25 protein-coding genes are annotated in these 26,101 nt (G+C 35.1%); 5 read left to right on the top strand and 20 right to left on the bottom strand.

Translation table 11 applies throughout. The features are described from left to right. Window positions 1-456: 456 nt before the first annotated feature. Window positions 457-783, top strand: coding sequence for a helix-turn-helix domain-containing protein (locus NTY12_01835; GenBank protein ID MCX6792742.1), 327 nt, complete (start codon window positions 457-459; stop codon window positions 781-783). Window positions 784-863: 80 nt separating this feature from the next. Here the strand turns inward: NTY12_01835 and NTY12_01830 are convergent, their stop codons facing one another. The 15 genes from NTY12_01830 to NTY12_01760 all read right to left on the bottom strand — a co-directional run bounded on the left by NTY12_01830 (window position 864) and on the right by NTY12_01760 (window position 16,745). After that, entirely contained in the window at window positions 864-1,409 is a 546-nt protein-coding gene (locus NTY12_01830) for a hypothetical protein (GenBank protein MCX6792741.1), read from the bottom strand. Window positions 1,410-1,667: 258 nt separating this feature from the next. Beyond that, on the bottom strand, window positions 1,668-3,464 hold the full coding sequence (gene amrB / locus NTY12_01825) for an AmmeMemoRadiSam system protein B (GenBank protein MCX6792740.1): 1,797 nt from the start codon (window positions 3,462-3,464) through the stop codon (window positions 1,668-1,670). Beyond that, window positions 3,437-5,794, bottom strand: a complete 2,358-nt coding sequence (locus NTY12_01820; GenBank protein MCX6792739.1) for a DUF3160 domain-containing protein — start codon at window positions 5,792-5,794, stop codon at window positions 3,437-3,439. Before NTY12_01820 ends, amrB begins: the two co-directional genes overlap by 28 nt. A gap of 131 nt (window positions 5,795-5,925) precedes the next feature. After that, window positions 5,926-6,189, bottom strand: coding sequence for a hypothetical protein (locus tag NTY12_01815; GenBank protein ID MCX6792738.1), 264 nt, complete (start codon window positions 6,187-6,189; stop codon window positions 5,926-5,928). Beyond that, window positions 6,129-6,362, bottom strand: a complete 234-nt coding sequence (locus NTY12_01810) for a hypothetical protein (protein ID MCX6792737.1) — start codon at window positions 6,360-6,362, stop codon at window positions 6,129-6,131. The genes NTY12_01815 and NTY12_01810 overlap by 61 nt, the downstream gene beginning before the upstream one ends. Window positions 6,363-6,400: 38 nt before the next feature. Further along, a complete protein-coding gene (locus NTY12_01805; GenBank protein MCX6792736.1) occupies window positions 6,401-6,697 on the bottom strand; it encodes a hypothetical protein in 297 nt (98 codons plus the stop codon). A gap of 53 nt (window positions 6,698-6,750) precedes the next feature. Next, complete coding sequence (locus NTY12_01800; GenBank protein ID MCX6792735.1) at window positions 6,751-6,990, bottom strand: hypothetical protein; 240 nt, start codon at window positions 6,988-6,990, stop codon at window positions 6,751-6,753. Between the two features lie 42 nt (window positions 6,991-7,032). Beyond that, a complete protein-coding gene (locus NTY12_01795) occupies window positions 7,033-7,401 on the bottom strand; it encodes a hypothetical protein (protein ID MCX6792734.1) in 369 nt (122 codons plus the stop codon). Window positions 7,402-7,413: 12 nt separating this feature from the next. Then, complete coding sequence (locus tag NTY12_01790; protein MCX6792733.1) at window positions 7,414-7,857, bottom strand: hypothetical protein; 444 nt, start codon at window positions 7,855-7,857, stop codon at window positions 7,414-7,416. A 35-nt stretch (window positions 7,858-7,892) separates the two neighbouring features. Then, window positions 7,893-8,501, bottom strand: coding sequence for a hypothetical protein (locus NTY12_01785; GenBank protein ID MCX6792732.1), 609 nt, complete (start codon window positions 8,499-8,501; stop codon window positions 7,893-7,895). A gap of 136 nt (window positions 8,502-8,637) precedes the next feature. After that, a complete protein-coding gene (locus NTY12_01780) occupies window positions 8,638-8,895 on the bottom strand; it encodes a hypothetical protein (GenBank protein MCX6792731.1) in 258 nt (85 codons plus the stop codon). Window positions 8,896-8,899: 4 nt separating this feature from the next. Next, window positions 8,900-14,923: an FG-GAP-like repeat-containing protein gene (locus NTY12_01775; protein ID MCX6792730.1), complete on the bottom strand. Its 6,024-nt coding sequence runs from the start codon at window positions 14,921-14,923 to the stop codon at window positions 8,900-8,902. Window positions 14,924-15,289: 366 nt separating this feature from the next. Continuing rightward, window positions 15,290-15,559 (bottom strand): hypothetical protein, encoded by a 270-nt coding sequence (locus NTY12_01770; GenBank protein MCX6792729.1) that lies wholly within the window; start codon window positions 15,557-15,559, stop codon window positions 15,290-15,292. A 119-nt stretch (window positions 15,560-15,678) separates the two neighbouring features. After that, on the bottom strand, window positions 15,679-16,326 hold the full coding sequence (locus NTY12_01765; GenBank protein ID MCX6792728.1) for a thioredoxin domain-containing protein: 648 nt from the start codon (window positions 16,324-16,326) through the stop codon (window positions 15,679-15,681). Continuing rightward, a complete protein-coding gene (locus NTY12_01760) occupies window positions 16,323-16,745 on the bottom strand; it encodes a disulfide bond formation protein B (GenBank protein MCX6792727.1) in 423 nt (140 codons plus the stop codon). Before NTY12_01760 ends, NTY12_01765 begins: the two co-directional genes overlap by 4 nt. A gap of 684 nt (window positions 16,746-17,429) precedes the next feature. Between NTY12_01760 and NTY12_01755 the strand changes: the two genes are divergently transcribed. The 3 genes from NTY12_01755 to NTY12_01745 all read left to right on the top strand — a co-directional run bounded on the left by NTY12_01755 (window position 17,430) and on the right by NTY12_01745 (window position 19,391). Further along, entirely contained in the window at window positions 17,430-18,374 is a 945-nt protein-coding gene (locus NTY12_01755; GenBank protein ID MCX6792726.1) for a tRNA-dihydrouridine synthase, read from the top strand. 108 nt (window positions 18,375-18,482) lie between these two features. Next, on the top strand, window positions 18,483-18,887 hold the full coding sequence (locus NTY12_01750) for an HIT family protein (protein ID MCX6792725.1): 405 nt from the start codon (window positions 18,483-18,485) through the stop codon (window positions 18,885-18,887). A 90-nt stretch (window positions 18,888-18,977) separates the two neighbouring features. Then, window positions 18,978-19,391: a hypothetical protein gene (locus NTY12_01745; GenBank protein ID MCX6792724.1), complete on the top strand. Its 414-nt coding sequence runs from the start codon at window positions 18,978-18,980 to the stop codon at window positions 19,389-19,391. A 153-nt stretch (window positions 19,392-19,544) separates the two neighbouring features. Here NTY12_01745 and NTY12_01740 read toward each other — a convergent pair whose 3' ends face one another. The 5 genes from NTY12_01740 to mnmA form a co-directional block, all read right to left on the bottom strand. After that, complete coding sequence (locus NTY12_01740) at window positions 19,545-20,171, bottom strand: hypothetical protein (GenBank protein ID MCX6792723.1); 627 nt, start codon at window positions 20,169-20,171, stop codon at window positions 19,545-19,547. Window positions 20,172-20,359: 188 nt separating this feature from the next. Further along, window positions 20,360-22,801: a hypothetical protein gene (locus tag NTY12_01735; protein ID MCX6792722.1), complete on the bottom strand. Its 2,442-nt coding sequence runs from the start codon at window positions 22,799-22,801 to the stop codon at window positions 20,360-20,362. A gap of 152 nt (window positions 22,802-22,953) precedes the next feature. Further along, window positions 22,954-23,502 carry a hypothetical protein gene (locus NTY12_01730; GenBank protein MCX6792721.1) on the bottom strand — a complete coding sequence of 183 codons (549 nt, stop codon included), beginning with the start codon at window positions 23,500-23,502 and terminating at the stop codon, window positions 22,954-22,956. A 96-nt stretch (window positions 23,503-23,598) separates the two neighbouring features. After that, entirely contained in the window at window positions 23,599-24,147 is a 549-nt protein-coding gene (gene cyaB, locus NTY12_01725) for a class IV adenylate cyclase (GenBank protein ID MCX6792720.1), read from the bottom strand. Beyond that, window positions 24,144-25,274 carry a tRNA 2-thiouridine(34) synthase MnmA gene (mnmA, locus tag NTY12_01720; GenBank protein MCX6792719.1) on the bottom strand — a complete coding sequence of 377 codons (1,131 nt, stop codon included), beginning with the start codon at window positions 25,272-25,274 and terminating at the stop codon, window positions 24,144-24,146. The genes cyaB and mnmA overlap by 4 nt, the downstream gene beginning before the upstream one ends. A gap of 189 nt (window positions 25,275-25,463) precedes the next feature. On the opposite strand from mnmA, the gene NTY12_01715 reads away from it, so the two are divergent. Then, a complete protein-coding gene (locus tag NTY12_01715; GenBank protein MCX6792718.1) occupies window positions 25,464-26,084 on the top strand; it encodes a superoxide dismutase in 621 nt (206 codons plus the stop codon). Window positions 26,085-26,101: the final 17 nt, after the last annotated feature.

Genomic DNA, 26,101 nt, shown 5'->3' with positions numbered 1-26,101 from the left:
TAGTATTACGTAAAAAAAATAAAAGCGTTACACTAACCCCTTTATACTATATATCTCGTGGCCAATCGGCCGATTTCGTTCCTATAAAATACCATATTATAAACAATAAAGCAAGACAAAAAACCAAGGATTTTATAACTAAATTAAGGACTTTAAAATAATTGTGCATAAATCACCAAGCAAGCTTTGATACATAGATAGACAATAAAATTATGAACTATCATTAAGCATTAAGTTAGTTATTAACAGTCTTCTTGATTTATTTATTAACATGTGCAAAAATAGCCGTGTAAAAATCTTAAGTCCAAATATTCATAGACTTATCAAAAAAGTGCTTAATATACACTAGTAGATAAGTCTAAACAATTGTAGACTTAAATATAGATAATAACTCAGCATGATATTTTTGTTAATTGATTAGTAGTATTTTAGTCTATATTAACCTAGACTTAAACTATGGAAATTGAACAAAAAGAGCAAAGCCCAATTACTACTCCTAAAAAAAGAGGTCGCAAACCAATGCCTAAGGAAATCAATATTCCTCCAGCAGAAGTAAAAGAACCTCTCTGGTTATCTGTTTCTGAAACAGCTAAGATATCAGGTATTGGATCAAAGACTGTTAGACGAGCGATTGAAGCCCACAGCGTTAAGTTTAAAGTGCTTGGCAATCGTTACTTGGTTAACTTAACATCTTTAATTACTTATCTTTTTAAAACTACTAAACTGCGCAATAAATTTCTTAGTCACGGCATTGGTCAGTATGTGGATAAGTGGAAACAATAAAATAGATTAGAAAAAAGCCTGGCTTATTATTTAAGTCAGGCTTTTTAAAATTTCGCATTTTATAATGCGTTCGACTCTTCTCATGGTCTTATAAGGTGCTTCATTAATTCACTTGGCTGAAGAAAGACAGAAGGATTATCAGCTTTAAAATAGTAGGAACGGTCATATATTTTATATGAGTAGCTTTTAGCCAATCCGCTTATCATCGCCGCAATCTCCTCTTCGTTAATTCTTAAACACTTAATAGTGATATTAAAAGTAAAACCTTCTTTTGGTTTCTGATATCTATATTTTTTATCAGACGGATTAAAGTTGGGTTTTATTTTATAATCTGCTACAGCACCAGAATATTTTCCGGTTATTTTGTGAGATTTGTCTGAAGTGCTACTAATTGAATCAAAGTAAACTTCAATTGAGCTTGTACCGTTAAGCGTATCGTAACGTTGTCCAAGCCTTTCTATTACCATGCTTCGAATTAAGTTAGTGTCACCGCCAAAATCATTCTTAAAATTTATCGCGGAAAAATCTATATAGATTGTATCGATAATCGGCTTAGTCAACTCTGAAATGGTAGGCATGCTCCTCTGCTTTTTTTGCGCAGCACTCGTAGCTATTTTGTCAGCCATAGAGTAGACGTAAATTCCAAGTAATACAGCAAGCCCTATAGCAATAATAGTGTATCTTACAACTGATGCTGTTTTATATTTTTTCAATCTGCAATCCCCCTTTCGTTTTACAATATTTAGTTACTAATAATATGAATTAAAAATTGAATTATGTCAAGGATAAAAAATAAGAGTCGTCTTAGTTGACGACTCGTGTGATAAAAATATTTTTTAAAATAGAGCTAAATTTTCCCTGTAACCCGCACTTCTATGAGCTCACTATTTAGTAGCCAAGTAGGGCTGGAAATTACTAGTAAAGCTAACAGTAAGCGGATTGACGCTCGCAATCCTCTTTCCTTTAATAATGACTTCTAGAAGAATGCCAGTCTTTGTTTCTGGCGAAAAGTTCTGATCAAAGATAAAATTTCCCAAGCTATAAGCTACTGAAACGTTGTTAATCTTGCTAAGTTCCTGAGCAATGTGTGGATGATGACCAATTATTAAAGAAGCTCCGGCCTCAACAGCTACCCGTGCAATGTCTTTTTGTCTTTCATTAGCGATGGCCTCATATTCTCTACCCCAGTGAAAAGAGACGATGACTAGGTCAGACTTTCTCTTAGCTTGGATAATATCTTTAACCATCTGATCTTTGTCTAAATAACTAAAACCACCATGACTGTTGGTCGCTGCCAATTTTTTTGCCAATAAATCCGTATATGCCAACACGGTAACCTTAGTACCGTTTAGCTCTAAAAATGCTCCCTGGCTGGCCTGCGTTAAGTTTTCACCACCACCGGCATAGGCAATGCCAGCACCTTTCAGGTTATTCAAGGTGCTAGAAAAAGCTTCTAAGCCATAATCAAAAGCATGGTTATTAGCCACTGACATAACATTAAAGCCAGCGTTCTTTAAGCCTAAAACAACTCTTGGGTCAGCTTTAAATGGATAGAGATTACCGGTTGATTTACCAGAACTTGAAATCGGACTTTCTAGATTACCAAAAACAAGATCAGCTTTACTCAAAAACGGTTTAATTTTTTCAAAAGGAAAATTATAATCGTTGCGCTTGTCCATTAACTGACCGATATAGCGCGACAACATAACATCTCCGACAAATATAAATTCGGCGTCCCCCGCCTTTTTATTTGGCTCAGAGTAAATTGCTGATAGGTAGCTAGTTGAAGATAGGACCTTCTCTTTTGTATATTCTTGAGAATTTTTATGATCTTTAATTGTGGCTGATGAATGATAAAAATCTTTTTGCAAACTAGCCTGAACGTAAAAAGCCGCCACTGAATCAATATTCTCAGGCTGATTCAGGCTTAAAATATCTTCTGCGTTATTAGAGCTCAGGGTTTTTATAGAAATATCGTCAAGCTCAGATGCTTTGTCTGGACTAAGATAGTGCGAAAAATCGGTACTTTGAACAATCAACGAGTCCGATGTTAGAGTCTGTTCAAGAGCTTTGATTAGCTGGTCTAATTCAGCTTTGGTGACGCTCGGCTTAAAAGTAACTGCTATAACTTTTGTTTCTGGAAAATAGTATTTAATGAAAGGGAAAATAGCTTGCAAACCATGTTCACGATAAAAAAAATCACCCTCTTTAACAAAAGGCAATTTTTTTAGCTGTTCTATTACTTTTGTATCTGATTTTAGTTCTCCAAAAACAGTCGAGAAATTATTTTCACTTACAGAAATATTGGTTTCTCCGGCATTGAAATGGTCTGGGCTTAGTAAAACAACCTGACTAAACTTACGGGCAGAAACGCCAGCAAAGGCCTTAGCAATTAAATCAATTGCTAAAAGGTGATGCGGAACTATTAAACCCGTGGCTGGTTTATTTATTGCAGTGGCCGGATTTTGTTTAATAGCCGAAAGGAACAAGTTACTGTCAGTGTATAGTGAGCCGACAGGCCTTATTTCTATTTCATTATCTTCAATCTTATTTTTATCTATTTTTTGATCAGCAATCGGTCTTAAGCTCAGCCATAAAACGCCTGATAAAACTAACAGGCCTAAAAATATGGCTAATATTTTTTTGCTAAATATTATTTTACTAATAGGGATTGATACCAAAAGTTTTTTGTTGGTAGAAGAGAATTGTTGTTATAAACTCTATCTTTCCAAGTTTCATCACTTAAGCGCTGACTTAATTGGTCGGTCAGTTCATAATGGTTATATACCAAGCCAGCTGTTACGCGTGGCAGATTATCATTAGCAACGATGGCTAACATAAAGTATGGCTTTGCGGTTGCTTCATAGAGTATTTTATTTTGAACCATATCAGTGTGAATATCAGCAATCAAGGCAGTTTGGCCAGAGGTTGGAGTTGGATCGATTGTTTCAAATGGCTGAGCCATAAATGACAACTTAGTCGTTCTAAGTTTTTCATAATCATCATCGCTGATGGCTTGTGAGCGTAATTCTTTCTCAGCAATGCCTGTATATAGCGCCACAGATTCCTTAAATTGACCTAAACGATCAATTGCGTCCCCTTCCTTAAATACACCATTGTCTTTGAAGAGTTTATCTGTTCGGTCTAGTAAAGCGCTAAAACGGTTCCAAAATTCTAAGTTTGGTTCAACAAATCCTTTTACAATCGGAGGAAGTGGCTTGTCTTCGCCTCCGGCTCCAAGTTCGGCATAACTTTGCTTGGCATAAAGCAATGTGTCGTGCTTAAGTTCAGCATAAGAACCGAGGAATGATTGAATTTGTTTGCTTAAGAAAGGTTTAACTTGCATGTAGCTAGGATAATGCTTGCCATAGTCATGAGTTAAAGAGCCTAAAATATATAGCCATGAACTACCAAGAGAGTCAAACCATTCTTTATGTGTAACTTTATTAATATCAGCTTTCTTTTTATCAAGTTTAGTGAAAAAACCATCTAAATCAGTTTGACTAAAATTAGCTGACTGCTGCAAAAATTCACCAGTATACTGCTTAGCTTGTTGATCGCCAAAAGCAGCTGGAACAAATAAAGCTGATGGCATTGAAGGCAATCTAACTTCTGTTTTCTCTTGACCAGCAGTTAAATCATTTAAAATCCAAGCGTCAAAAGTAAATTTCTGACCAAAAACTCTAAAAGCTAATGATTGCTTTAATAAATCTTCTTTAGTCAAAGAGGCAATGTTTTCATCAATAATAACGTCTGACAGTATCTTTGGTTTTCTAAGCTTATCTAAATTAGTTGCTAACTTGTTAACATTATCCTTTGAAATCAGCTCCTCATCTGAATTAAGATTATTTCCAAGTATACTAGTTTCAAAAGTTTTATATTCATTGTAAGAAATGTCATCACTTTGACCAGCATAAAAACTAGTCACGTTAGAAATTCTTGTCCACGCTTCAAGTGGAGCTGCGCTAGAACCATTCTTCAAAGACATTTGCTTAACTAACAAATTAGTATCCGCAATGCCTAATGGGCTGTTTAATAAATAGCTACTTCTACCTAAATACATCATGGTTCTAAAGAAGGCGCGCAAAGTTGAGTTCTTGTTATAATGACTTCGTGGAGTAAACTGCGTATAATCAGTCTTTATTTGATCATCGTATTGCTTAAATAATGGCGAAGCTCCAACCTTGCTGGCCGAATATATTTCCGTTAAATCAGAACTTATCGCAGCTGTTAACTGTGGCGTTAAATCTTTAGAATACTTAGTTAAAAGTTTCTTAGCATTGGCTAGTGAATCAACTGTCTTGTCTTGATCAGTATATTTCTGTTCTTCTTCGGGAGCAGCAAAGTAACTAGGCTTGGCTACGTTTTTATTTTCAAACAATATACGAGCTAAAACAATCTGAGCTTCTAGGTTCTGATATCGAGTTTTAGATTCAGCCTTACTATTTTTTGAAGCCAAAGCTAAATTAGCATGTAAACCAGACAAAAAGTTTCCTAGTTCTTGGCTAAGTTCATGCTGCTCTAATTGTTCAAGCGTAAGTTCAAAATATTTATGATAAGCATGTAACACGGTATCTGGTGTGACCAAAACAGCGTCTTCGGGTTTACGTTCATAAATGGCGCCGCCTCCCATTGCATCAGCGTCAACTAACCATTGATCAAAATTGTTACCAGCACTAAAAAATGGAACTTCTTCACTGTTAATTAGCAAAAAATGATTAGCTTCTAGGTATTTTTCCTGTGCTTCAGATAAATTTAAACCGTATTTATTTTTAATAGCCTGATAGTTAGCGACTGAAGCCAAAGGCACAATTTGTTCCTGATAAGACGGCGTAAAACCAATATTTGGTTCATTACTTGCAACAGTAGACTCATCTAAAACAGTTTGTACGGCATCGTCGCTGCGCATTTCTTTCGGCGTATAATATTTTTTATAAATAAGAAACGCTAAGACGGCTAAGATTAAAACAGCCGCTATTAACAATAAGTACTTACGGTTAAATTTATTCATATTTTTTAGTTAATTTAACTATATTATAGCATAGTTTGTTACTTCGTATCAGCAAGACAAAACCCCTACGCCATGACCGGCGCAGGGGTTTGTTTTATATAGATTCTGACGGAGCGAACTTATCTATCACCCTAAATTAAGATATTTTTCTTTTCAACAATCGCCTTTCTAGCAAAATAATTATAAAACATTAACCCGGTAATATTAAAAGACGAGATTTTATTTTCTGGCTTATTAGAGATCATTTCCCACCTATATGGCTTCATACCTGCAAAATAAATTTTTAACTTTACGCTACCGCTAAAGATGATTTCCAACTTTTTAATAATCTGTTCTACAAATTCTTCATCGGATTCAGACTCATCTTTCTCTGCTGGTCGTGCCAGCCTCCACAAAATATACTATACCCATTCTGATATACCTCCACAATAACTTCAAATTCACTTTCTTTTTTTGGTGAGTAATGAAACTTAATAATATCTTGATTTGTGGTTAGATTATCTTTAATAAAAACTGATTTATTTATACCCACAAACTTTTCCTGGAAAAGTTTTTGAAGTGAAGACATAAATTTTATTTACTGAGACTACTTAATGATGTTGGAACTTATTCATCAAATATTTGATGAATCTCCTCAGGGGTCTTATGCCAAGTAGCTCCTCGTGAATCCACTCTCATTATATGCTTATTATTAATCTCGGTCCAAGGTGTGGGTGAATCATCAAACTTGATAATATAATATTCACGTCCACATGTTTTCCAACTCATGCACGGTGCTCGATTGGGATCTTCATCCCATGGAGTTGCAGACAACTCTTGAAGCTTTTCAATCACTTCTTTCAACGTAGAAAATTCGCCTAACCAATCAGAGTGCATTTCGTCTTCAATGACAAATTTTGACATAAATTTTATTTACTGAGACTACTTAATGAATCTGGAATATTTTTAAACTAAAATTAGAGGTTTAGCGGTTTTCTTGGCCGAACCTTACAATATTCGCAATTTGCATCACCACAACCAACATTTAGCCATGTATTTTCTTGTGGACAAAACTCAGCATCGTACTTTTCACAATAAACCTGAAATGCGCCACAATCACATTTTGTATTTAATATCCATCCTTCAATTTTAATATCATCAATCATTACAATCATTGCATCGGAATCCTCTGCAATTTTTTTCTGTTTATTAGGCATATGATTACTTGCTGATGCTACTTAATAATACTGGAGCTTTTATTAAATCTGAAACTTTAGAATAATAATCTTATCGTTAATCCTTTTTAAGTCTTCAATGAAATTAATTAGCTGTTTAGAATATTCTTTATTGCCATCTTCTATCTTTGAACTTTTAATTTTTTTAATATAACCAAAAAAAATCTCCGGTAATTTTAGTGCATTTTCAACCTGAATATTTGGTGGCATAGAACCACCAACAAGATAACTTAAATTACCAACTATTAAATCTTCGTCCATCTCTAATTCAATCCTTATGTCATCTAAAGTATCATTCCTGTTAGGAGAAGACATTTTTGGCCTTTTCATATCATTCCACATATATCTATATAATTCTTTTAGCTCTAAAAAAGCTTCATAATTGTGTTCCATATACGTTACATATTAGAGAAAATATGCCAATGACCCTAATCCGCTTTTCTCGTACTGCTCTTTATCAATTTTATAAACTATAGCTTCGTATTTATAATTATCTTTTAAAATCAATAGCTCATTTATTAAAGCTTCATATTCTTTCCTTAGAAAGTGAATTGGAGTTAAGGCGTGCACAATTTCAATTTTTTTTCTTAGATTACCTAAGCCATAAATAGCATTCCAAATAACATATTCTTCTGTATTTTTAACTTCAATAAAATAGCCGCCACAATCCCATTCGCCGCAACCACAATTCAAAATTGGATAGATAGCATCTTTAGTAGCACTTAATTCTAAAGGGAGTAAAAGCAAAGAAGCGGGCTCTTTATGACCATCTACAGTAGGCAAAAATTGCGGAAAACCTTCCGAATCTTCAGAGTTTGCAATGGTGAATCCTAGTTTATGGATTTTCATAAATTACTTTTTCTAACGAAAAATATATGACTGCATCACAACTTCTCATTAGCTAGCTGATTAGGGTATTTCAATTTATAATATTTTTCTAAGTCACCCCAAAATCTATTAATTTCATTCCACCACATCAATGAATTTTTGCCCAAATACTTAATAAACACAGAGGGATCAATGTCTTGATTTCCGGCAACATTTTGAATGTTCTCCAATATGTTTGTTCTAAACATATTATTAACATTTCCATTGCCATGTGTTAAGCCTAGCTCAACCATCTCAAAAATTTCATTAAATTTTTCTATTTTATTTACCTTGTACTGATTGACAATATATTCAGAAAATTTATCTAACAGCAAGCCAAACGTTCTGTCCTCTTCGGGAATATTTATTGAATAATTCATTAAAATTTCTGCAAACTCAGGACATAGATCACAAATATATTCGACTATTTGAGTGTCGCCTATGCCACCTGCAAAAGCCTCAATATTCTTACCTATTGCATCCCCTGTTTCTTTTTCATATGTCACTGCATCAGCAATTTGTCTGCCCGAAGGCGAATCATATCGAAAGATATTTAATATAATACTCTTAAACTCTTCATTCTCAGAGCCCTCTAAATTCTTTTTTACATTTGGATTAATTGGCATTTTAAAAATCTTAATTTTCGATGCGACAGAATCTCCTACAAGTGATTCTGCAGTTTATAAATTAATCAAAATCAATACGGTTAATTAATCGGCAGATTCCTCTTTCTTTATCAGGGAGATTCTGCAGGAGCGGAAACTATTTATATTCTGAAGGCAAATTCTTAAGTTGCTCGTCGAGCGACCAATTTTCAGGTTTTTTTTCTGAATGAAACCATTTAGCACCTTCACTAATCCATTTTTCTCTATTTGCTTTTGAGCTTTCAATTGAGTTGTCTTCATACCCAAATTCCGTTCCACAGCAATAACAAATAGCATGGCTGGGAATATCTCCATTCTCTCCCCATGGATAAATATCACTATATATTAAACCACAAACTTTACAAATATTATTCATAAATTTATCTTAAGGAGTAAAAATAATCTAAATTAGTTTTTTGCTTATGTTGACCTGGATCTGGCCTCATGAAAGTTGTTGGTCCTCCGTTTTGCTTAATACCTAAGGTATTAGTTTCTTGATCATAATATGACGACCTTCCATCTCTTAATTGACGAGTAAGTACATTTTTGCCCGGGTTGTTCACACAACTTCCGGCGGCTTGATCATACTCTAAAGCGTTTCCAAGTTCCGGAAACTCATTTCTGTGTTTATCCCAGTGTTCATTCAAGTTGTTAATCGGACTTCTGCCGCCAGCTGGAGCAAAATTTATTTTCCTTGCTGACACCACAAACCCCTCACTGTCTATTATGCCCTTAAGTTGACTAAACCTTTGATACAAAAGGGCTGCTTCTCCTGCCGCCATTCCGATTTCTAAAGCTCCAGCAGCCAACATCGTTCCGTTTACCACTACGGTTCCTAGTCCCTGTGCAAACTGTTTTATATCCTTATTTACCCATCCGTAGTACATCTGATCATAAGCGGACTTAAACAATATAGTGAAGGGATTATAGCGATCTATGGTATTAACCATGTCAACCCAATCATCCCCTGTAGTGTCAATATATTTTAATGGGTTATTCTTAACATAGCTATAACCATTTAATCCTTGGACATCTGCCAAATAGGCAAGATATGACTTACTTGTCATCTGCTCAATCTTTTTGCTGTCCATCACGGCAAGAGAAACGGCGTCTTGGCTAGTCCATCTCCCTAACCTGGCATCATAATATCTCGCATTCGCATAAGTCAGCCCTGTATCCACGTCATACTCATGCCCCGTGAACTTTCTCTTCTCACTATGTGCGCTATTCTGTTGATCTAATCTAATTGTCCCAAAAGAATAATAATCAGTCAATTCATCAACGCTCTGAGCTGAATCAGTAATAACGTTTGAACCAGTTAAATGATCAGCGTGAATATTATAAGCAACAGCTGAATTGTCAGATCCTTTTATGCTAGCAATCGCTGTATCACCTAAGAAAATATGTTTTTCATTACCAACCGAACCAGTTGAAAAATCTTTAGTTACATAAAGTGTAGTGCTTTTTGGCGTAATTTCTTTTATTCTTTGCCCCGAAGCATCATAACTATATGACGATGATTTACCATTAATAATCACTGTGTTTAGTCTATTCGCGTAATCCCAAAGATAAGAAGTTGATTCAACGACAGTCATCGAAGTTATATCAGTCACATTACCATTCTCATCATAAGAATAATATTTATTGCCAGCACTGGTCACAGCATGCGGGTTAGCGTAATTATTTCCTATATTACCATTATATAGATAAGTTCCAACGTCTGACTTATAAGTAATGTTTCCAATTGCATCATAAGTAAATGTTTGTACTTGGTTCTGATTATCTGGTCCGTCAACGTTTTCTGCTGCTGAATTACTAATCGTCGCTGACAATAAACGATGCAAATCATCATAAGTATAATCAGTTGTCTTAGCGGTCTGAGTACTTGAAGCATCGACTATTTGCGTAATATTTCCAACTGGATCATAAGTATAAGTTAAATCTTGAACATTTTGATTATTAGCGACCGTTACCTTGTGACGTAAACGATAGAGCTCATTAGCATCATAAGTATTGGTTGTCACAGCGCCATTTGCATAAAACATGCTAGTAGCTAAACCAACTGGATTATAATCAATGTTAGTTACAACATTCGTTAAACCAAGATCAACTGATTCCTTGCGCTGCACACTATCTACTAAGCCAGCTGCATTGTAATTATAAACCACGCGTGAATCATCCGGGTTTATGATCAAAGTCTGATTATTTTGTCGATCATAATTATATTGGGTTGCATAGTTAACTTTACCAATTCTCTTGGATTCTTGAATTAGTTGTCCTAGTGGATTATAAGTCAATGACGATTTAACTGTTGAATTTATAACTGAGCACAAACGACCGACACCTGACTGACAATTATCATAAATATATGTTACTTCAACGCCAACAGTACCAACTGCGTCCTCGCTTATTACACGATTTAAATCATCATAACTATAATCAATTTGTTTCGTATTAGGTGCAACTTTAGAAATTAAATTCCCAGCGTCATCATAATGATAACTCCAAACGCCAAAAGTTGAATCATTGCTGGCATGAAGATCTTGAGCCTCTAAAACTCTTCCCAAAGCGTCATAGCTAAAATTTCTAACGTTTCCCAAGGCATCAGTAATCTTTACTAATTTTTTCAAGCCATTCCATTGATAATAAGTTGAATAAATCTCTGATCCATTATGCTCATTAACTTGAACCAAGTTATCATAAGCATCTTTATATAAGTCTTTAATTTTACCCTTAGCGTCTACTACAGTTGTTTTCCAATCATCGTAAATATTACTAGTTGTTCCTACGGCAGTCTGAGCACTTAAAACGCGCTTCATTGCATCATAAGTATAAGTTGTATAAAGTGCCTGGTTTGTAGTAGCTGGAGTACGGGCAACGTTATTAGAAAAATAAGGCAAAGATTCTTTTAATAAAAGATCATTTGGTCCATAAATAAAATCTCTAACACTAAATTGGCCTGAAGTTTCTACTTCCCGGCGTTCTTGAACTTTTCTACCAAGCCCATCAAAATACGTATAAACATCAACTGCATTATTAGCATCAAGGTAATCACTTTTTTTGATTCGATTAGCATTGGCCAGATCAGTATATTCATAAGCTGCTTTGGTAACTGACAGGTTGGCAATATTTTGGTCTGGCTGCAATTCAGCCGTTGGCCTATCTAAGGCGTCGTAGCTTGTGCTAAAAACTTTCCCATTAGGATCAACTGACAAAACAACTTTACCCGAAGAATAATCATAATTAAAACTACTAATCTGATTAGCAGGATTAATAACTGTTACAGGATATAGATTGTAAATATCATAAGTATAATTGGTTTGCCTGCCCAATGAATCTATTTCTGTCATCACTAAGCCGTAACTATTATAACTCTTCTGTGTACTAATATACTTTGAGGCACCAACCCATTGTTCTTGCTTAGTTTGGTTACCAAGACTTACTTGCCCTAATGGTAAATTATCATAATATGAACGAGCTTCTGTAACTTTATTTGAATTTTGATCATAAACTATTTGCGTAGACGGTAAAGCAGCTACATTATTAGCCGAACCAGCAGCATAGCTAATGTCTGTTACGTATTTATCATTTCCAACATCAGTAAAATCACCATTATCAGAAGAGCTAACTTCTCCCCACTGAATTACACTTGTTTTATTACCATTAGTATTATTGTAATCATATATTTCGGCACTGTCTTTATGACTTGAGTTACCATTGTATGTAGACTGAACAGCTCTAACGAGTTTCACAAAATTTCTATTACTACCAAGGTCAAATCTATCCCATTTATTAATCATCTTAGAAAATAGATTATTATTAAGATCATAAACTTCTTGACGATACATTTTACCTATTTTTGAAATATAATCTTGATATTCTCCTTGGCTAGAATTTGAGTCATTACCTTGATGATAAAAACTAATAACCTTACTTAAACTATCTGTTTTTGTGACCTTACTGAAACCAGCGAACTTGTAGTCATAAATACTATTTGAGTTGTAATAGTAATATCCTCCCTCATAAGAATAATTTGCTGTTGAGCTGTTACCAGAACCATCATTCGTTACAACACTAGACACAGTGTCAATAATCATTGATAAGCTTGGATTCAGCAAATTTCCATTCTGCCTATATAAAGGAGTTGATTTATAGCTTATATCTGTACTTCCCCCGGTATCATAAGTAATTTTTTTAAGCACATTAACCTTAGAATCAAGATTTTTTACAACCGTCGTTTCAATTGTTTGATTATTTATGTTTTTATTACGGAAAATATCTGGCATGCCATCACCATTGATATTGCTTATATAGGCGGTATATGGATCTGAATAACCCCACCAGCGTCCACCTAGTTCAAATGGCTGATTCCAGCTATCATCACGAGTATTCCAGCCATTTCCATTATTAAGATAAGCGCCGATTCCACTTTTTAAAATATCTACCAAACCATCCCCGTTAACATCAAATAATCTATAGCCTCTATCAGTGACGTCACCATAGTAGCTCATTGAAAAAAAGTAAGTAGGCGGGATAAAACCTGAGGTCTCAACCCAGCCCCCTTTGCCACTATTTAAAAATGTTCTATTAATCATAGTGCCGTTGCCCATCCAAGCAGACTGAACAATATCATCCAAACTATCACCGTTTACATCAACAAAAAACGCTCCTGAACCATGGCGCATATCAATTGGCAAAGACCAAATATTATCTCTGGCCCAACCATTTCCATTGTTTATATAGGCGTAAGTTATTAAAACATCAATCTGCCCATTCCACTCCCACCTACTACCGATTATGTCTGGTAAATTGTCTCCATTTAAATTAGCAATTTGCCCACCAATATCATTTTGATAATAGACAAACCAAATTGGCGGTATCCATTGAGTTGCTTCTTGCCAGCCACTACCAGTATTTAAATAAGCTTTACTTGTTCCACTCCTACCCGAAGCAACAAGGTCCAATAAACCATCACCATTTAAATCAGCTAATCTTGCTCCATAATCTTCAAACTGCGAGCCAGAAGTAAATGTGAAGTCAAAAGGTGGCTCATAATTTTGATTCACTATAAATTGGCCTTGACCATTATTTATATAGGCATTTCTTACTATAGTGTTATTTCCTCCATTGGGACTTATGGTATGGTACGACTGAATAATATCATCTAGGCCGTCTCCATTAATATCAGAAACCATGCCACTAATCTCTCCTATTGCGCTAGAAGAGGACCAGGTGCTTGTATCAACCTCCCAGTGTACGGTTCCGGCGGCCTGATATTCAAAACTAGTTGGCGGCAAAGAAATTATATTATTGTTTCCGTCATTTCCTTGCTCAGTAACAGACGACAATAAAGACGTAGTGGAATTTCCGCTAGTTATATATGATAAATTATATTTTTTAACCCAACTACTACTGACTTTAGTAGTGATATTGTTAATTCTATAATTTGTCTTTACAGAAAAACCAGTTCTACTCGATAGCATTTGATCAGCACGGTTCTCCCTTAAAAAATCTATTTCAAAAATACCGTCAGTTGACCCATTACCTGAATAGAATATTTTTGAAGGATAAATTTGTCCTTGATCCTTGAAATATTCGTAGCGAACAAAGTTATTATTAACATCTCTAACCTCCTCTAACATCCACTTGTAAACCTTATTCGCATCGGCTGGGTCGTCTTGCCTAGCTGCAACTGTATTACCAAAAGTATATTTCGTTCCTTGTTTATCCGTCGCTGTCCACTTTGAATCAGCGAATGAATATTGTAAAAATTCTCCATTATCAACTTTGGAACCATAATTATTATTGCCCAATAAAACCAACTCATCACTTAACGATGAAGAAAAAGTTGGATCAGAATATAACTTTTCAACGCCTTTTTTATTAGTGCGTTCAATATATGGAATATTCAAGGACCAGCCTTGGCCAAATAAGGAACTTAAATCACGTGACTGACTATTATAAACTAGGCTAAGGTCAGGTTGCAGTCCATTACGTCCAGGAGGAATGTTAATAGGATAACTATAAATCAACGCTCCGCTTGCTTCATCAGGCGTAGCTGGTTTTTTCTTTAGATTATTCTCTGCGGGCATTTTAGGATCTGAAACCGTTGTCTGAACTTCATTCTGCTTACTTTCTGCGTCACTTTTTTTAGGGTCAAGACCTTCTGTGGTTTCTTCTAACTTGTCACTACCAATAACAGCACTACTTGTTGAATCGTCAACGTGAGCCTTGCTGCTATCTAATATTTCTTTATCAATGTTCTCCAGAGGAATGAGTTCCTCAGCAAGCACGAATCGTAAAGGAGCCACTAAAAACAAAAAAACTAACAGGCCAGCTGTTAGCTTACAAAGAAATCTTAAAACATCACCTTGATGGAATTTATCTGAATAAGATAAAAACATATAATTAAGACTAAATAATAAAATATTTCTCTAGATAAACCGCTTCATTACCTTGGTATTGGCAGGCCCCCTCCAAACTTGCACAATACCAAGGTGAGGAGGCGGTTTATGATAAAGGTCTAATCAAACACCTTTATTTTATGCCTTAGTATGATGCCTGTCAATATAAATAACAATGCTATATATCAATGTATTTATTTTTATTTAATATTAGTACTTTTTATATTATATTTTTGTATTTATTTTTTAATATTTTATTTTAAACTGTTACAACTAAAGAGAGATATCCACAGCTAGATCAAAATGTAAGTAATTTGTGATTTTATATTATCCATCTTTAAAAATCAAGCTACCACTATTTCTCTTTTAATTCATACTACCAAACCCCTCGTATTTAGCATGGGCAGCCTCAAATTCAGAAATAACTTTGTTTCTCTGCAGTACACCAACTAAACTATTAAACTGATTTTTAGTAACTATACTAGTCTCTATCATGTTTATTCTTTCATCTTGATAATCAAAACGCTGATTAATTTTATTAAAAAATTCATCAACCTCATAGAAGCGTTGATCCATTCTGTCGGAAAAATCTTTTAAATATTCCATTATTTCCATAGTAGTAAAATCTTTCTTCATATAAGCTCCATATTATTAAGCCTTTTTACCAAAGACATGGCAAAAAGACAGCTAATTAAATGGAGGGGAAACTGAACCTAATATAACAAAAAGTAAAGCGAGCAGCAACTTTAAAATATTTACTTCAACGCCTCCTCAATCCCCTGTTTTATATCGTTATAGCTCGGAGATTTTATGACTTTATCATTTACGAAAAAGGTTGGTGTGGCGTTTACACCAAAAGATATACCGTCATTATAGTCTTTCATAATAATGCTGTCATAAGCACTCTTTGAAATATCATCAGTAAACTTAGTCATATCTAAACCAAGCTCCTTAGCATAATTTTTAAAAACCTCTCTAATAGAACCTTCGGTTAAATTTTTTGTTAAATCACCCCAGTCGCTTTGGCGATCATATAGTAGATCATGCATCTGCCAAAACTTACCTTGCTTACCGGCTGCTTCGGCTGCTTCAGCCGCTAACTTTGCAGATGGATGAATATCAAGTGGAAAATGACGGAAAACAAGTTTAACTTTGCCTTGATACTCGCCGGTTATTTTTTTAACCGTAGTTTGTGCAACGCGACAAGCTGGACATTGAAAATCAGAAAACTCAGTTAAAGTTACTTTGGCTTGTGCGTCGCCTAAGGCATAAGCATCAGCTCTTTGCGAAAAAGGCGAAGTTGCCTTCGGGCTTGATGAGCCAAAACGAAATAGCAAGTAGCCTAAAATGATTGCTGCTAAAGCAATGCCACCCAATATTTTATATTCTTTAGGAATTTTCATAAGTTAATTTTTTTACGACTAATAAAGTACATGGCGACCAAAGTAGTAAAAGCCAGGAAAGCCAAAAATGGAATATTTATAAAACCATACATTGACCAGGTCACCTTGGCGCAAGACACGCCAGCCGAACAGACAAATTTTGCTTCTGGAATAACACCGTAAACCAAAAGCGTATTATAAATTGAAACTAACCAACCCAAAAATATTAGCGGTGCGGCGTAAAGCCAGGCGTCAGCGCGGCGTTTAACGATGCCAATCGCAAAAATAAATATCATCGGATAAAGGGCTATTCTCTGATACCAACAAAGCGAACAAGGCACCAGGCCCATGATTTCACTAAAATAAAGACTACCAATAGAACCAACTAAGGCAATACTTAGGGCAAAATACATTAGATTCTCACGGATTTTATTCATCATAAACATAATTATTATAGCTTATCTAAGTATATCTTATTTTTTTGGAAATAAAAAATGGGTCATCTGTTTACAAGAAACAGACAACCCAAGAAAGCACACAATAAAGACATGTAACGTTTACCTTCCTAGTAGGCTCAAATCATCCTGAAACCGCAACAGTGCTTAATCTTAGGAGTATGCCTACTAAACGGCTTAAATTAATCAGCCATCCGCAACCGTCTCTAGTGCACAGATAATCATTAACAACTAAATTAATGATATCTTATCCCAAATTGGGGCCAACGAAGTCTACTGATTACATTATATTGCTCCCGAAGAAACAAATGTAACTTTCCTACCATCTAGTTGTGTGAGAAATGTAAAGAACCATTTACTAAGACTCCAGCTTATCAGATGAGATAAATTTGTCAATCTTAGAAATAATTAGCGGGTTGAGAGCATACAACCCGCCAGGAGATATGATCAAGACTATCTTAGACGCAATTTGTTAATCATGTAAAGTATTTTCTCCGGCAAAATATACACAGAAATTTTATCACAGCAATTGCGCAGAAAGTCGTTATAGCTCGAAAGGATAATATGACTATTATGGAAAGAGCTACCTTGATTCGTATAAATCTTAAGCAAATGAGCAACTTATGTCAATCTTGAAAATATCAGACATTACCCTTATACTTTAGGCATATGAATTTCTGGAATAAGCTGCCAAAACCATTCTTTGTGCTTGCACCAATGGCTAATGTCACTGACGCAGCTTTTCGCCGTCTAATCGCCAAATATGGCAAACCTGACGTTATTTATACTGAGTTTGTCTCGGCTAATGGTTTAAGCTCTAAAGGACGAGATAATCTTTTAATTGATTTAAAATATAGTACAACCGAACATCCGATCGTAGCTCAAATTTTTACGGCTGATCCTGAAAAAATGTTTGAAGCTGCCAAGCTAATTCAGAAGCTTGGTTTTGACGGTCTTGATATAAACATGGGCTGCCCTGATAAAAATGTCGTTAAACAAGGCGCGGGCGCAGCTTTAATGAAACAACCTATCTTAGCTCAAGAATTAATCAGAGCCGCTAAGAAAGGCGCGCCTAAACTTCCAATCTCAGTTAAGACAAGATTAGGTGACACTAAAAATGATTTAATAAATTGGTTACCAATTTTATTAGAAGAAAGACCAGCCGCAATAATTATTCATTGCCGCACCAGAAAAGAAATGTCAAAAGTTCCAGCCAACTGGCAAGCGATTAAACAAGCCGTTGATATAGCCAAAGGTACTGGTGTTCTAATTATTGGCAATGGTGATGTAAAAGATTTGGAAGATGCACAAAATAAAGCTGACTTAACTGGTTGCGACGGCATAATGGTTGGTCGTGCTATTTTTGGTAATCCCTGGCTATTTAACACTAAAACTAATTTGAACAAAATTACGGTTAAGAAAAAATTAAAAGTCATGTTAGAGCATACCAAACTATTTGATAAACTCTTAGGAGAAGACAAGCCATTTCATATCATGCGCAAACATTACAAAGCTTATGCCAGTGGTTTTGATGGTTCAAAAGAATTACGAATCAAATTAATGCAGACAGAGAATGTTAAAGACGTGGAAAAGATAGTAAAAAATTACAAATAACCCCTACCCCGTCCCTTCCCCTTTTTTCTTTAAAGAAAAAAGGGGAAGGGTGCCGAAGTCCGCCGTTAAGACGGGCTGAGGCGGGAAGGGGTAAATAAAAATAATCATATGTCCTCAATCTTTACTAAAATTATTAACCGTGAAGTACCAGCGCACATTGTCTGGGAAAATGAAACACACATAGCCTTTCTTAATATCAAGCCCATTAACCCAGGTCACCTTCTAGTTGTACCAAAAAAAGAAACCGGCTATATTTTTGACATGTCTGATGAAGATTATAAAGAAGTTTTAATGATTGCCAAATGGCTAGCTAAGCCTTTGCAAATAGCCACCAACGCAAAGCGAATAGGTTTGTCGGTTGAAGGTTTTGGTGTCGACCATGTTCATGTTCACTTAATTCCAATCAATGAAATGAATGAAATGGATCCTAACCGAGAAAAAGGCGCATCTGAAGAAGAATTAGCTGAAATGGCGGAAAAAATTATAAAGGAAATAGAATCCTCTGCTTTATAGGATAACTAACAAACTCATTGACAAGAGCATGCTGTAATGGTATGTTCTTTTATTAATATGTTCTTTTTATAAAATCAAAATAACTTAGTCATGGATAAAAAAGATCAATCATATTACAAGGGGAAAGCCCAACAGCTAGATCGTTTAAGAAAAGAACGAAGAAAAATAAGAGGCATAAAAAGAGAAATAGAGAGCGGCAAAGGCGTCTTTTATTATCTAAGAAAAGCAACAGCAAAAGACTATGATGCGTGGCTTGATGGCTTTTTTAAAAAAGGCGGCAAACAAACTCATTATTATAATTATTCAATTCTTCAAACTGACTATTTCTACGTAGCCATTAAGGATTTTAGCCTGCTCAAACCTCTGCGTGGATCTAGTGCTATTAGAATCATAGTGCCGCATGGCCTCAACTTCCTTGGTGGAGATTTAGGACATTGCACAATATACTTTATGAAAGATTACGAAATACAGGGACATCAATTTGTTCCCGTATTTAAAAACTAAAGTTGGAATAAAAACCTGCGTTAATTATGACGCAGGTTTTTTCATAATGAAAAATTAGCGAAGATGGCGGAAAAAATTAGAGAAAAAAAGCTTGAACTATAAATATATCTTAGAAGCCCGCTTATGAATAAATCAGAGTGGGCTTTAAAATTTTTAATTATTTCTTTCGCGCTTCTCTTTCTCCAATAAAGCATCACGCTCTCCTTCAATCGCTTCGTCTTCTAACTTGTATAAGTTATCATCTCTCAACTCAAGTATTTTATTATATCTATTAAAAATAATCTCGGCATCTCTATCAGATAATTTTTCGCCATTAACAATAGCTTTATATTCAGAAGGCTCCATTTTCACTCGCAATCTTTTAGCAAGCACTTGTTTCCCTTCTATCTCGCCCTCTATCTTGTCTATGTACATAGGGTATCCTTGTGGTGCCCCAACAAATCCTCCATCTAAAGGTTTCCCATCAGCCCTTTCTGTAGTTAAGGCCATTGAGTTATTTATTAATGCATCAAAATCTTTTTCACTCATTTCGCCCGCATTAAGCAAATCTCTGGCTCTATCTTCTACTTCGGCATCATTTTGAACTATATCATCAGCAGTCACAACGTCAAAAAGTGGGTTTTTTTCTCTCTCGGCAACGTGTTGAGCATACTCCTTCCTATCCTTATCTAAATGATCAGCATATTTCTTCTTCTGTCCCTCTAATTCCTTTTCTTCGAAGTTTTTACTCTTATCTGATATTTTCTCCTCGTGGCTCTTTGTTTTTAAAAACTCAAACATATGGTTATTCTTATTAATATAGATATATAGCTATTAAATAATACCCCTCACAAACATTCACTGTCAAATGGCCAGAATTTGCTTACCAGCTGCTGCAAAACAAGTTTGAGATAGGCTAAATATCTATAAATATATTAAAAAACCCATCTTTGAAATTTCAAAGATGGGTTTAGTTTTATAAACTATTTCTAAAGAACAAGCTTGTCAAAGTTAGACATAAGACTGACACCACACTTGCGGACTCGAGCAATGTAAGTCAGATCTATTTCTGATATGTAAAATGAGGAACTGAATTTACATTTTTTCTCAACCGACACTTTGCTTTTCATAAGCTTTTTAGCGTTTTCAATTGAGGCGGGCAGAAACGGAGCAAAAACCGATACTTTTCGGTTTTTCTTGTCTAAGTTAATGCCTAATCTTTCCATAAGAGAAGGATGTAAACGAATAACCTCATCTTTATTGAGTACTACCTTTAAAGCAGCGACTTTTTTCTGACTAGCTGAATATATTACAACCAGTGCCTCGGTCAAAGCCTCAGAAGTTCTCTTAACAGCCAATGGAGTTTGCTGAGAAATTTCTTTCCTAGCTCTATGAACCGTTTTTATTATATCCGGATCATCATCACTTTGTTCATAAGTTTCTAAGTCTGATTTAGCTGAAGTCAAAGCATGAATAATTTGCGGCTCAAATAGTTTGCTTGCCATAGTAGCCGGCATAGAACAAACATCTTCTTTAAGACTTGGATCGGGCACAGCAATAGCTCTTCCTGAATATGCTGTCCGTTTATTGAAGATGTCTTTACTAAATAAGTAAAGATGAGATATCAGACTTTTAAGCCTTTCCCCATTTTTAGACTTTACAGTGAAATTTTTTACTAATGCATTCAAAGCAGATTGCAGCATCATTATTTCATTCTGCAGAATCATCGTCGGAGCGCCTATTTCTTGCAGCCTTTTAATTCTATTGTTTCTAATAATCAGACTTCTATACAAATCATTTAAATCACTACTTGCGAAATTACCATTACTATATCTGACGATTGGACGCAGGCCTGCTGGTAAAATAGGAACGGCATAGGTGATCGCTGTCTGATTAAGACCATATTCACTAATTTTTTTCAGAAGCTCTCTGCCTGTCGTTTTTGGTGTTAAGAATATATTGTCCATGCCATCGTTACGAAAGTCTAATAACTCATTATATGCCTCACATTCTTCTTCGAACAAAGGATGTATTAAAGGCACCGCCAAAGTAATATGTCCAAAACGTTCATACCTAACGGATGAAACTGTAACTTCAACACCGCATCTGTTACAGATTTTGCCTTCATAGCGTTTACCTGAATATTTACCGCAAGCGCACTTATGGTTTACCCTTGGTCCGAAAATATTTTCAGAGAATATACCATTTTTGATTGGCTCAAGAGTTTGAGCACTAATAGTTTCATGGTTAACTACTTCTGCACGGGATCTTTCTGCAATTTTATCCATACCAACATAATTAAGCTCAATCCTTTTCCAAGGGTCTTGTTTGCTGTTATCGAAAAATGCTAATTCTGTTTTACTACCAGATGCAGAAACAATAGAAAGAGTAAAACCAAGAGCATTATATACCGCCTCAAAAGCTTTAAGAGAGCTAGGTACATCAACTATTCCCTGTGGCTTATCCTCAATTATACTTGCATACATTTTTGGATAAGCTTTGATAGAGTCAGCTTTAACTGTTAAAAGTTCATTAGCAATCGCTGAACAATTATTATCAATTAAAGTTGTTAATAAATCCTCGGAAATGCTAACGCCATCAGTTAATTGTCTATTCCTTAAAAAGCGACAATCAACCATCCCAACGGCAGCAAATTTATCCTCAGACAAATTGTCTATTTTTACAAACGGAAGATTTCCGACCAAAGCCTCTTCGCCTTTATACTCCCATCTTTTTGACTTCCTAGTTTTCTTTGGCGGCGCCAATAAAATAAAACCTGGATTCTCCAGAGAATATACAACAGAAAGTACAGTAGTTTGATCGCTCGCTTGATTTAACAACGGTGTAGTTGCTGATGGAGTAATTACCATATCAACCCTATTATCACTAAACTTTTCCTTCGGTAATTCACCATTAGGGACAATACCGGCAACAACAACTTCATTGCCTTTATTATCTTCTAAAATATCACCGATTTTTAACCGACGCTTGATTGCAATAAATACTAATATCAAATTGTCAATCTTTTTTACGTCGACAACAATTCCTTTATCACGTAGAGTCATGTACTCTGAAGTATTTTTTGATTTGCTACCAAAAATTTGTCGCAACAATATTTCATCCGGAGTATTCGCTGTTTGCTCTACAACCTTGCCAACAATAACATCTCCGTAATTAACTTCTTGACCAACACGCACGACCCCGTCTTCATCTAAAGAATTTACTTTGTCTTCAGATATTCCTGGAATCTCACGTGTTAAAATCTCTTTATCGCCTATTTCTACTTCCATTTTTCTTATTACAATTGAAGTAAAATCTTCCGATTCAGCCACTGTTTGATTAACAATAGCTGCATTCCCTACAGTGATTCCATTCCAAGGCATCACCGCAACTCTTAAATTTGTGAGTTGATTTGGTTTTCTTATATCCATTTATTAATATGTAAAAGTTCGACCTACGCCTATTTTTATACTCCCGCTTCGGTTTTGGAGTTATGCGCACTATACATGATTATTAGGGTTTTGTCAAATATAAAACCCACTCATGAATAAATCATAGTGGGCTTTGTTGCGACTTGTTATAATCAGATTAAATGATAAAATTTCTTTAACATTTCTAAGTCAAAGATCATACAATCTCCTTCTTCTCCGCTTGAGTTAAAAATAAAATCAAATTCATCAAACGTATAACGAGCGGGTTGATCTGATTCTCTCTTACTGATATTACTTTTTATTACAGGGATAATTTGCTCAGGCATTGCTAAATTTATTTCTCCAGGACCTTGAGTAAATTTGACTGAATAATCTTCATATTCTACGACTCCTTCACACCAGACAAATAATTTTGTCTTTTTCAGCGTTATTAAATTAACCAACGAGATTGCCCAAGCATAATTAGATTCTCCTAGGATGTTAGCGTAGTTGTTGCTTTTTTCAAGCTCATCATTTGTTACATTCAAACTAAGAAAATATTTCTTGGATTTTTTTGTGTCACTTACAATCAAAAAGTTTCCTTCAAAGGGCTTGGCGCCTTTTCTAAGATTAGAACCTTTTAAAAATGCATTTTTTATGGTTAGCAAACCATTTTCTTGTAGCGCTGCTAGCAGCTCTGAAAATTTGTAATACCGGATCATTATCTGCTCCTTATATTTTTTATGTTTTTTGAAAAACTCTATTTATTAAAGACCTTAATGGCATACAATATCACCATTTACCTATATTGTCAATACTTAATTATTACTATTTTGCGCCAAATATATCAAAGTATCATAACCATGAGTCACAAAATCTGATTCATTTACGCCCCAGACTAGTAAAAGCTTATTCAATTCCGCTTGCACCAAACTTTCATCTTCACCTTCAGTTAGTTTTTCAATTTCAATAAATGATCCAAGATTCTCAACTTCATCTAAACAAATCTCATAACCATTGTAATCGGTTCTAATGCGCTGCTTATTAATCCTCACGACTTCATGATAACCCATTAATAATATAGCTTCCTTCATTTCTTCTGCACTATTAATTTCTACTTCTCTCTCAAAACAAGCTAGCTCATTGCTCAATGACTGCTTAACAGTAAATAATATTTTGTCATTACTTTTTCTGATTCGTAAAATATTTTCGCCAGGTAAAAGTTTATCATAAGATTCATCATGATTTACAAAAGTAATATCATTTTGAATTAATGGCTCTGACAAAACACAGCCTAAAGCAACCAATTTCTGCTTTAAGATTTCTAAATCATTAACTTTAGCTTTTACTTCAATTTCTTGTCTCATAAAACTTTGTCTATTACCCCTGAACCCAATAACTCAGTCCCCTTGTAAAATACGGCTAACTGGCCTGGAGTTATAGCGCGCTGGGCTTTAATAAAATCTAAACTAAGTTTATCCTTGTTAATAATTTTAACTTTAGCTAGCTCTGCCGGATGACGATAGCGAATCGCGACTTCTAATTTCTTGTCCACCGAAGCTTTAGCGTAGGTGGAGTCAGCTCCAATATTTATATCAGGCCTGGTCCAAGTTAATTCATTAACAAGGCATTCTTTGCGCCATAACAATGGATCGTTTGGATTATTACTTACTAAAATTGAATTTTTCTTTTCGTCTTTAGAAATAACATAATAAGGTCCATTGCCACCAATTTCTAAACCGCCGCGCTGCCCAATCGTATATAAAGGTAAACCGTCGTGAGTACCTAACAACTTACCTGATTCATCGAAAACTTTACCTGGTTTCATTTTCACATTTCTTTTTAGTAAATCTTTAACATCAATTTCACCAATAAAACAAATGCCTTGAGAATCTGGTTTATCAAAAGTTAATAAACCATATTGCTTAGCTAGTTTTCTAATGGCTGGCTTAAGATAATCTCCAATCGGAAAAAGCGCATGCTTTAATTGATCCTGACCTAGAGTGCACAAAAAATAACTTTGATCTTTATTCGGATCTTTGCCGCGATGCAATTCATAGTGTTTATTTTTTTCAATAATACGGGCGTAGTGTCCTGTGGCAACGTAATCGGCGCCGAAACGCAAAGCTTTTTCTAAAAATAATTTGAATTTAATTTCACGATTACACATCACGTCAGGATTAGGCGTTCTACCAGCCTGGTACTCTTTGAAAAAATACCCAATCACCTCTTGCTTATATTCTTTTTCAAAATTCCAGACATAAAATCTAATACCTAAAAGTTGGGCGACGCGACGCGCATCTTCTAAGTCTTCAGTCCAAGAGCAGGAGAAATCGCCCACGTCCTCGCTCCAATTACGCATAAAAACTCCAATGACTTCATAGCCTTGTTTAATCAACAAAGCTGCCGCCACAGATGAATCAACGCCGCCAGATAAACCAACGATAACGCGTTTACTGTTTGATTTTTTTGTCGCTTTTACTAACTTATTCATAACTTGAGAATAAACGATTTATTACCCTTGGTCAAATCACTTATTCATGATATAATCTTATAACCTTAAGAATTTTATAATTTTGTAGTTTTTAATTTTTAGTTAATTTTTAATGTCTTAATTTTAAAAATTCAAAATTTAAGCATTAATTATAAAATTACAAAATTAAAAATTATAAAATTTAACTATATGACAAAACATACACTACCAGAGCTAGGCTATGCCTATAATGCTCTTGAACCGTTCATTGATGCTCGTACTATGGAAATACACCATACTAAGCATCACCAGGCTTACACTGATAAGTTTAACGCTGCTTTAGAAAAGCACGAGGAACTTTTCGATAAGACAGCTGAGGATTTATTAAAAGATCTTTCTGCCGTGCCTGAAGACATTAGAACTGCTGTACGTAATAACGGCGGCGGCTTCCTAAACCATGCTTTCTTCTGGCAGATTCTAAGAGTAAACAATGGCGCTCTACCAGAAGGCTCATTAATGGAAGCAATAGAAAAAAGCTTTATTTCGTTTGATGCTTTTAAGGAGCAATTCTCAGCTAGCGCTCTAAATCACTTTGGCTCTGGCTGGACCTGGCTAGTAGCTGACTCTAGCAACAAACTAAGTATTATAAGCTTGCCCAACCAAGACAGTCCTTTGAGTCAGGGTCTATGGCCAATTATGAATCTAGATGTTTGGGAGCATGCTTATTACCTTAATTATCAGAATAAACGGGCTGATTATATTGCCGCTTTTTGGAATATTATCAACTGGGAACAGGTCGCAAAAAACCTGGAAAACAATTTGACAAGCTAAATAAAATAATGTACGTT

The sequence above is a fragment of the Candidatus Falkowbacteria bacterium genome, from assembly GCA_026396835.1.
Lineage (GTDB): Bacteria > Patescibacteriota > Patescibacteriia > Patescibacteriales > Patescibacteriaceae > Patescibacterium.
Note: the sequence above shows the minus strand (reverse complement) of the source record. Positions and strands in the feature narration are given on the sequence as shown.

What these genes read in the sequence shown, in the direction of transcription:
- NTY12_01835 (MCX6792742.1), top strand. Translation starts at nt 457, where the DNA reads ATGGAAATTGAACAAAAAGAGCAAAGCCCAATTACTACTCCTAAAAAA.
- NTY12_01830 (MCX6792741.1), bottom strand. Translation starts at nt 1,409, where the DNA reads ATGGCTGACAAAATAGCTACGAGTGCTGCGCAAAAAAAGCAGAGGAGC.
- NTY12_01820 (MCX6792739.1), bottom strand. Translation starts at nt 5,794, where the DNA reads ATGAATAAATTTAACCGTAAGTACTTATTGTTAATAGCGGCTGTTTTA.
- NTY12_01810 (MCX6792737.1), bottom strand. Translation starts at nt 6,362, where the DNA reads ATGTCTTCACTTCAAAAACTTTTCCAGGAAAAGTTTGTGGGTATAAAT.
- NTY12_01805 (MCX6792736.1), bottom strand. Translation starts at nt 6,697, where the DNA reads ATGTCAAAATTTGTCATTGAAGACGAAATGCACTCTGATTGGTTAGGC.
- NTY12_01800 (MCX6792735.1), bottom strand. Translation starts at nt 6,990, where the DNA reads ATGCCTAATAAACAGAAAAAAATTGCAGAGGATTCCGATGCAATGATT.
- NTY12_01795 (MCX6792734.1), bottom strand. Translation starts at nt 7,401, where the DNA reads ATGGAACACAATTATGAAGCTTTTTTAGAGCTAAAAGAATTATATAGA.
- NTY12_01790 (MCX6792733.1), bottom strand. Translation starts at nt 7,857, where the DNA reads ATGAAAATCCATAAACTAGGATTCACCATTGCAAACTCTGAAGATTCG.
- NTY12_01785 (MCX6792732.1), bottom strand. Translation starts at nt 8,501, where the DNA reads ATGCCAATTAATCCAAATGTAAAAAAGAATTTAGAGGGCTCTGAGAAT.
- NTY12_01780 (MCX6792731.1), bottom strand. Translation starts at nt 8,895, where the DNA reads ATGAATAATATTTGTAAAGTTTGTGGTTTAATATATAGTGATATTTAT.
- NTY12_01775 (MCX6792730.1), bottom strand. Translation starts at nt 14,923, where the DNA reads ATGTTTTTATCTTATTCAGATAAATTCCATCAAGGTGATGTTTTAAGA.
- NTY12_01770 (MCX6792729.1), bottom strand. Translation starts at nt 15,559, where the DNA reads ATGAAGAAAGATTTTACTACTATGGAAATAATGGAATATTTAAAAGAT.
- NTY12_01765 (MCX6792728.1), bottom strand. Translation starts at nt 16,326, where the DNA reads ATGAAAATTCCTAAAGAATATAAAATATTGGGTGGCATTGCTTTAGCA.
- NTY12_01760 (MCX6792727.1), bottom strand. Translation starts at nt 16,745, where the DNA reads ATGATGAATAAAATCCGTGAGAATCTAATGTATTTTGCCCTAAGTATT.
- NTY12_01755 (MCX6792726.1), top strand. Translation starts at nt 17,430, where the DNA reads ATGAATTTCTGGAATAAGCTGCCAAAACCATTCTTTGTGCTTGCACCA.
- NTY12_01750 (MCX6792725.1), top strand. Translation starts at nt 18,483, where the DNA reads ATGTCCTCAATCTTTACTAAAATTATTAACCGTGAAGTACCAGCGCAC.
- NTY12_01745 (MCX6792724.1), top strand. Translation starts at nt 18,978, where the DNA reads ATGGATAAAAAAGATCAATCATATTACAAGGGGAAAGCCCAACAGCTA.
- NTY12_01740 (MCX6792723.1), bottom strand. Translation starts at nt 20,171, where the DNA reads ATGTTTGAGTTTTTAAAAACAAAGAGCCACGAGGAGAAAATATCAGAT.
- NTY12_01735 (MCX6792722.1), bottom strand. Translation starts at nt 22,801, where the DNA reads ATGGATATAAGAAAACCAAATCAACTCACAAATTTAAGAGTTGCGGTG.
- NTY12_01730 (MCX6792721.1), bottom strand. Translation starts at nt 23,502, where the DNA reads ATGATCCGGTATTACAAATTTTCAGAGCTGCTAGCAGCGCTACAAGAA.
- cyaB (MCX6792720.1), bottom strand. Translation starts at nt 24,147, where the DNA reads ATGAGACAAGAAATTGAAGTAAAAGCTAAAGTTAATGATTTAGAAATC.
- mnmA (MCX6792719.1), bottom strand. Translation starts at nt 25,274, where the DNA reads ATGAATAAGTTAGTAAAAGCGACAAAAAAATCAAACAGTAAACGCGTT.
- NTY12_01715 (MCX6792718.1), top strand. Translation starts at nt 25,464, where the DNA reads ATGACAAAACATACACTACCAGAGCTAGGCTATGCCTATAATGCTCTT.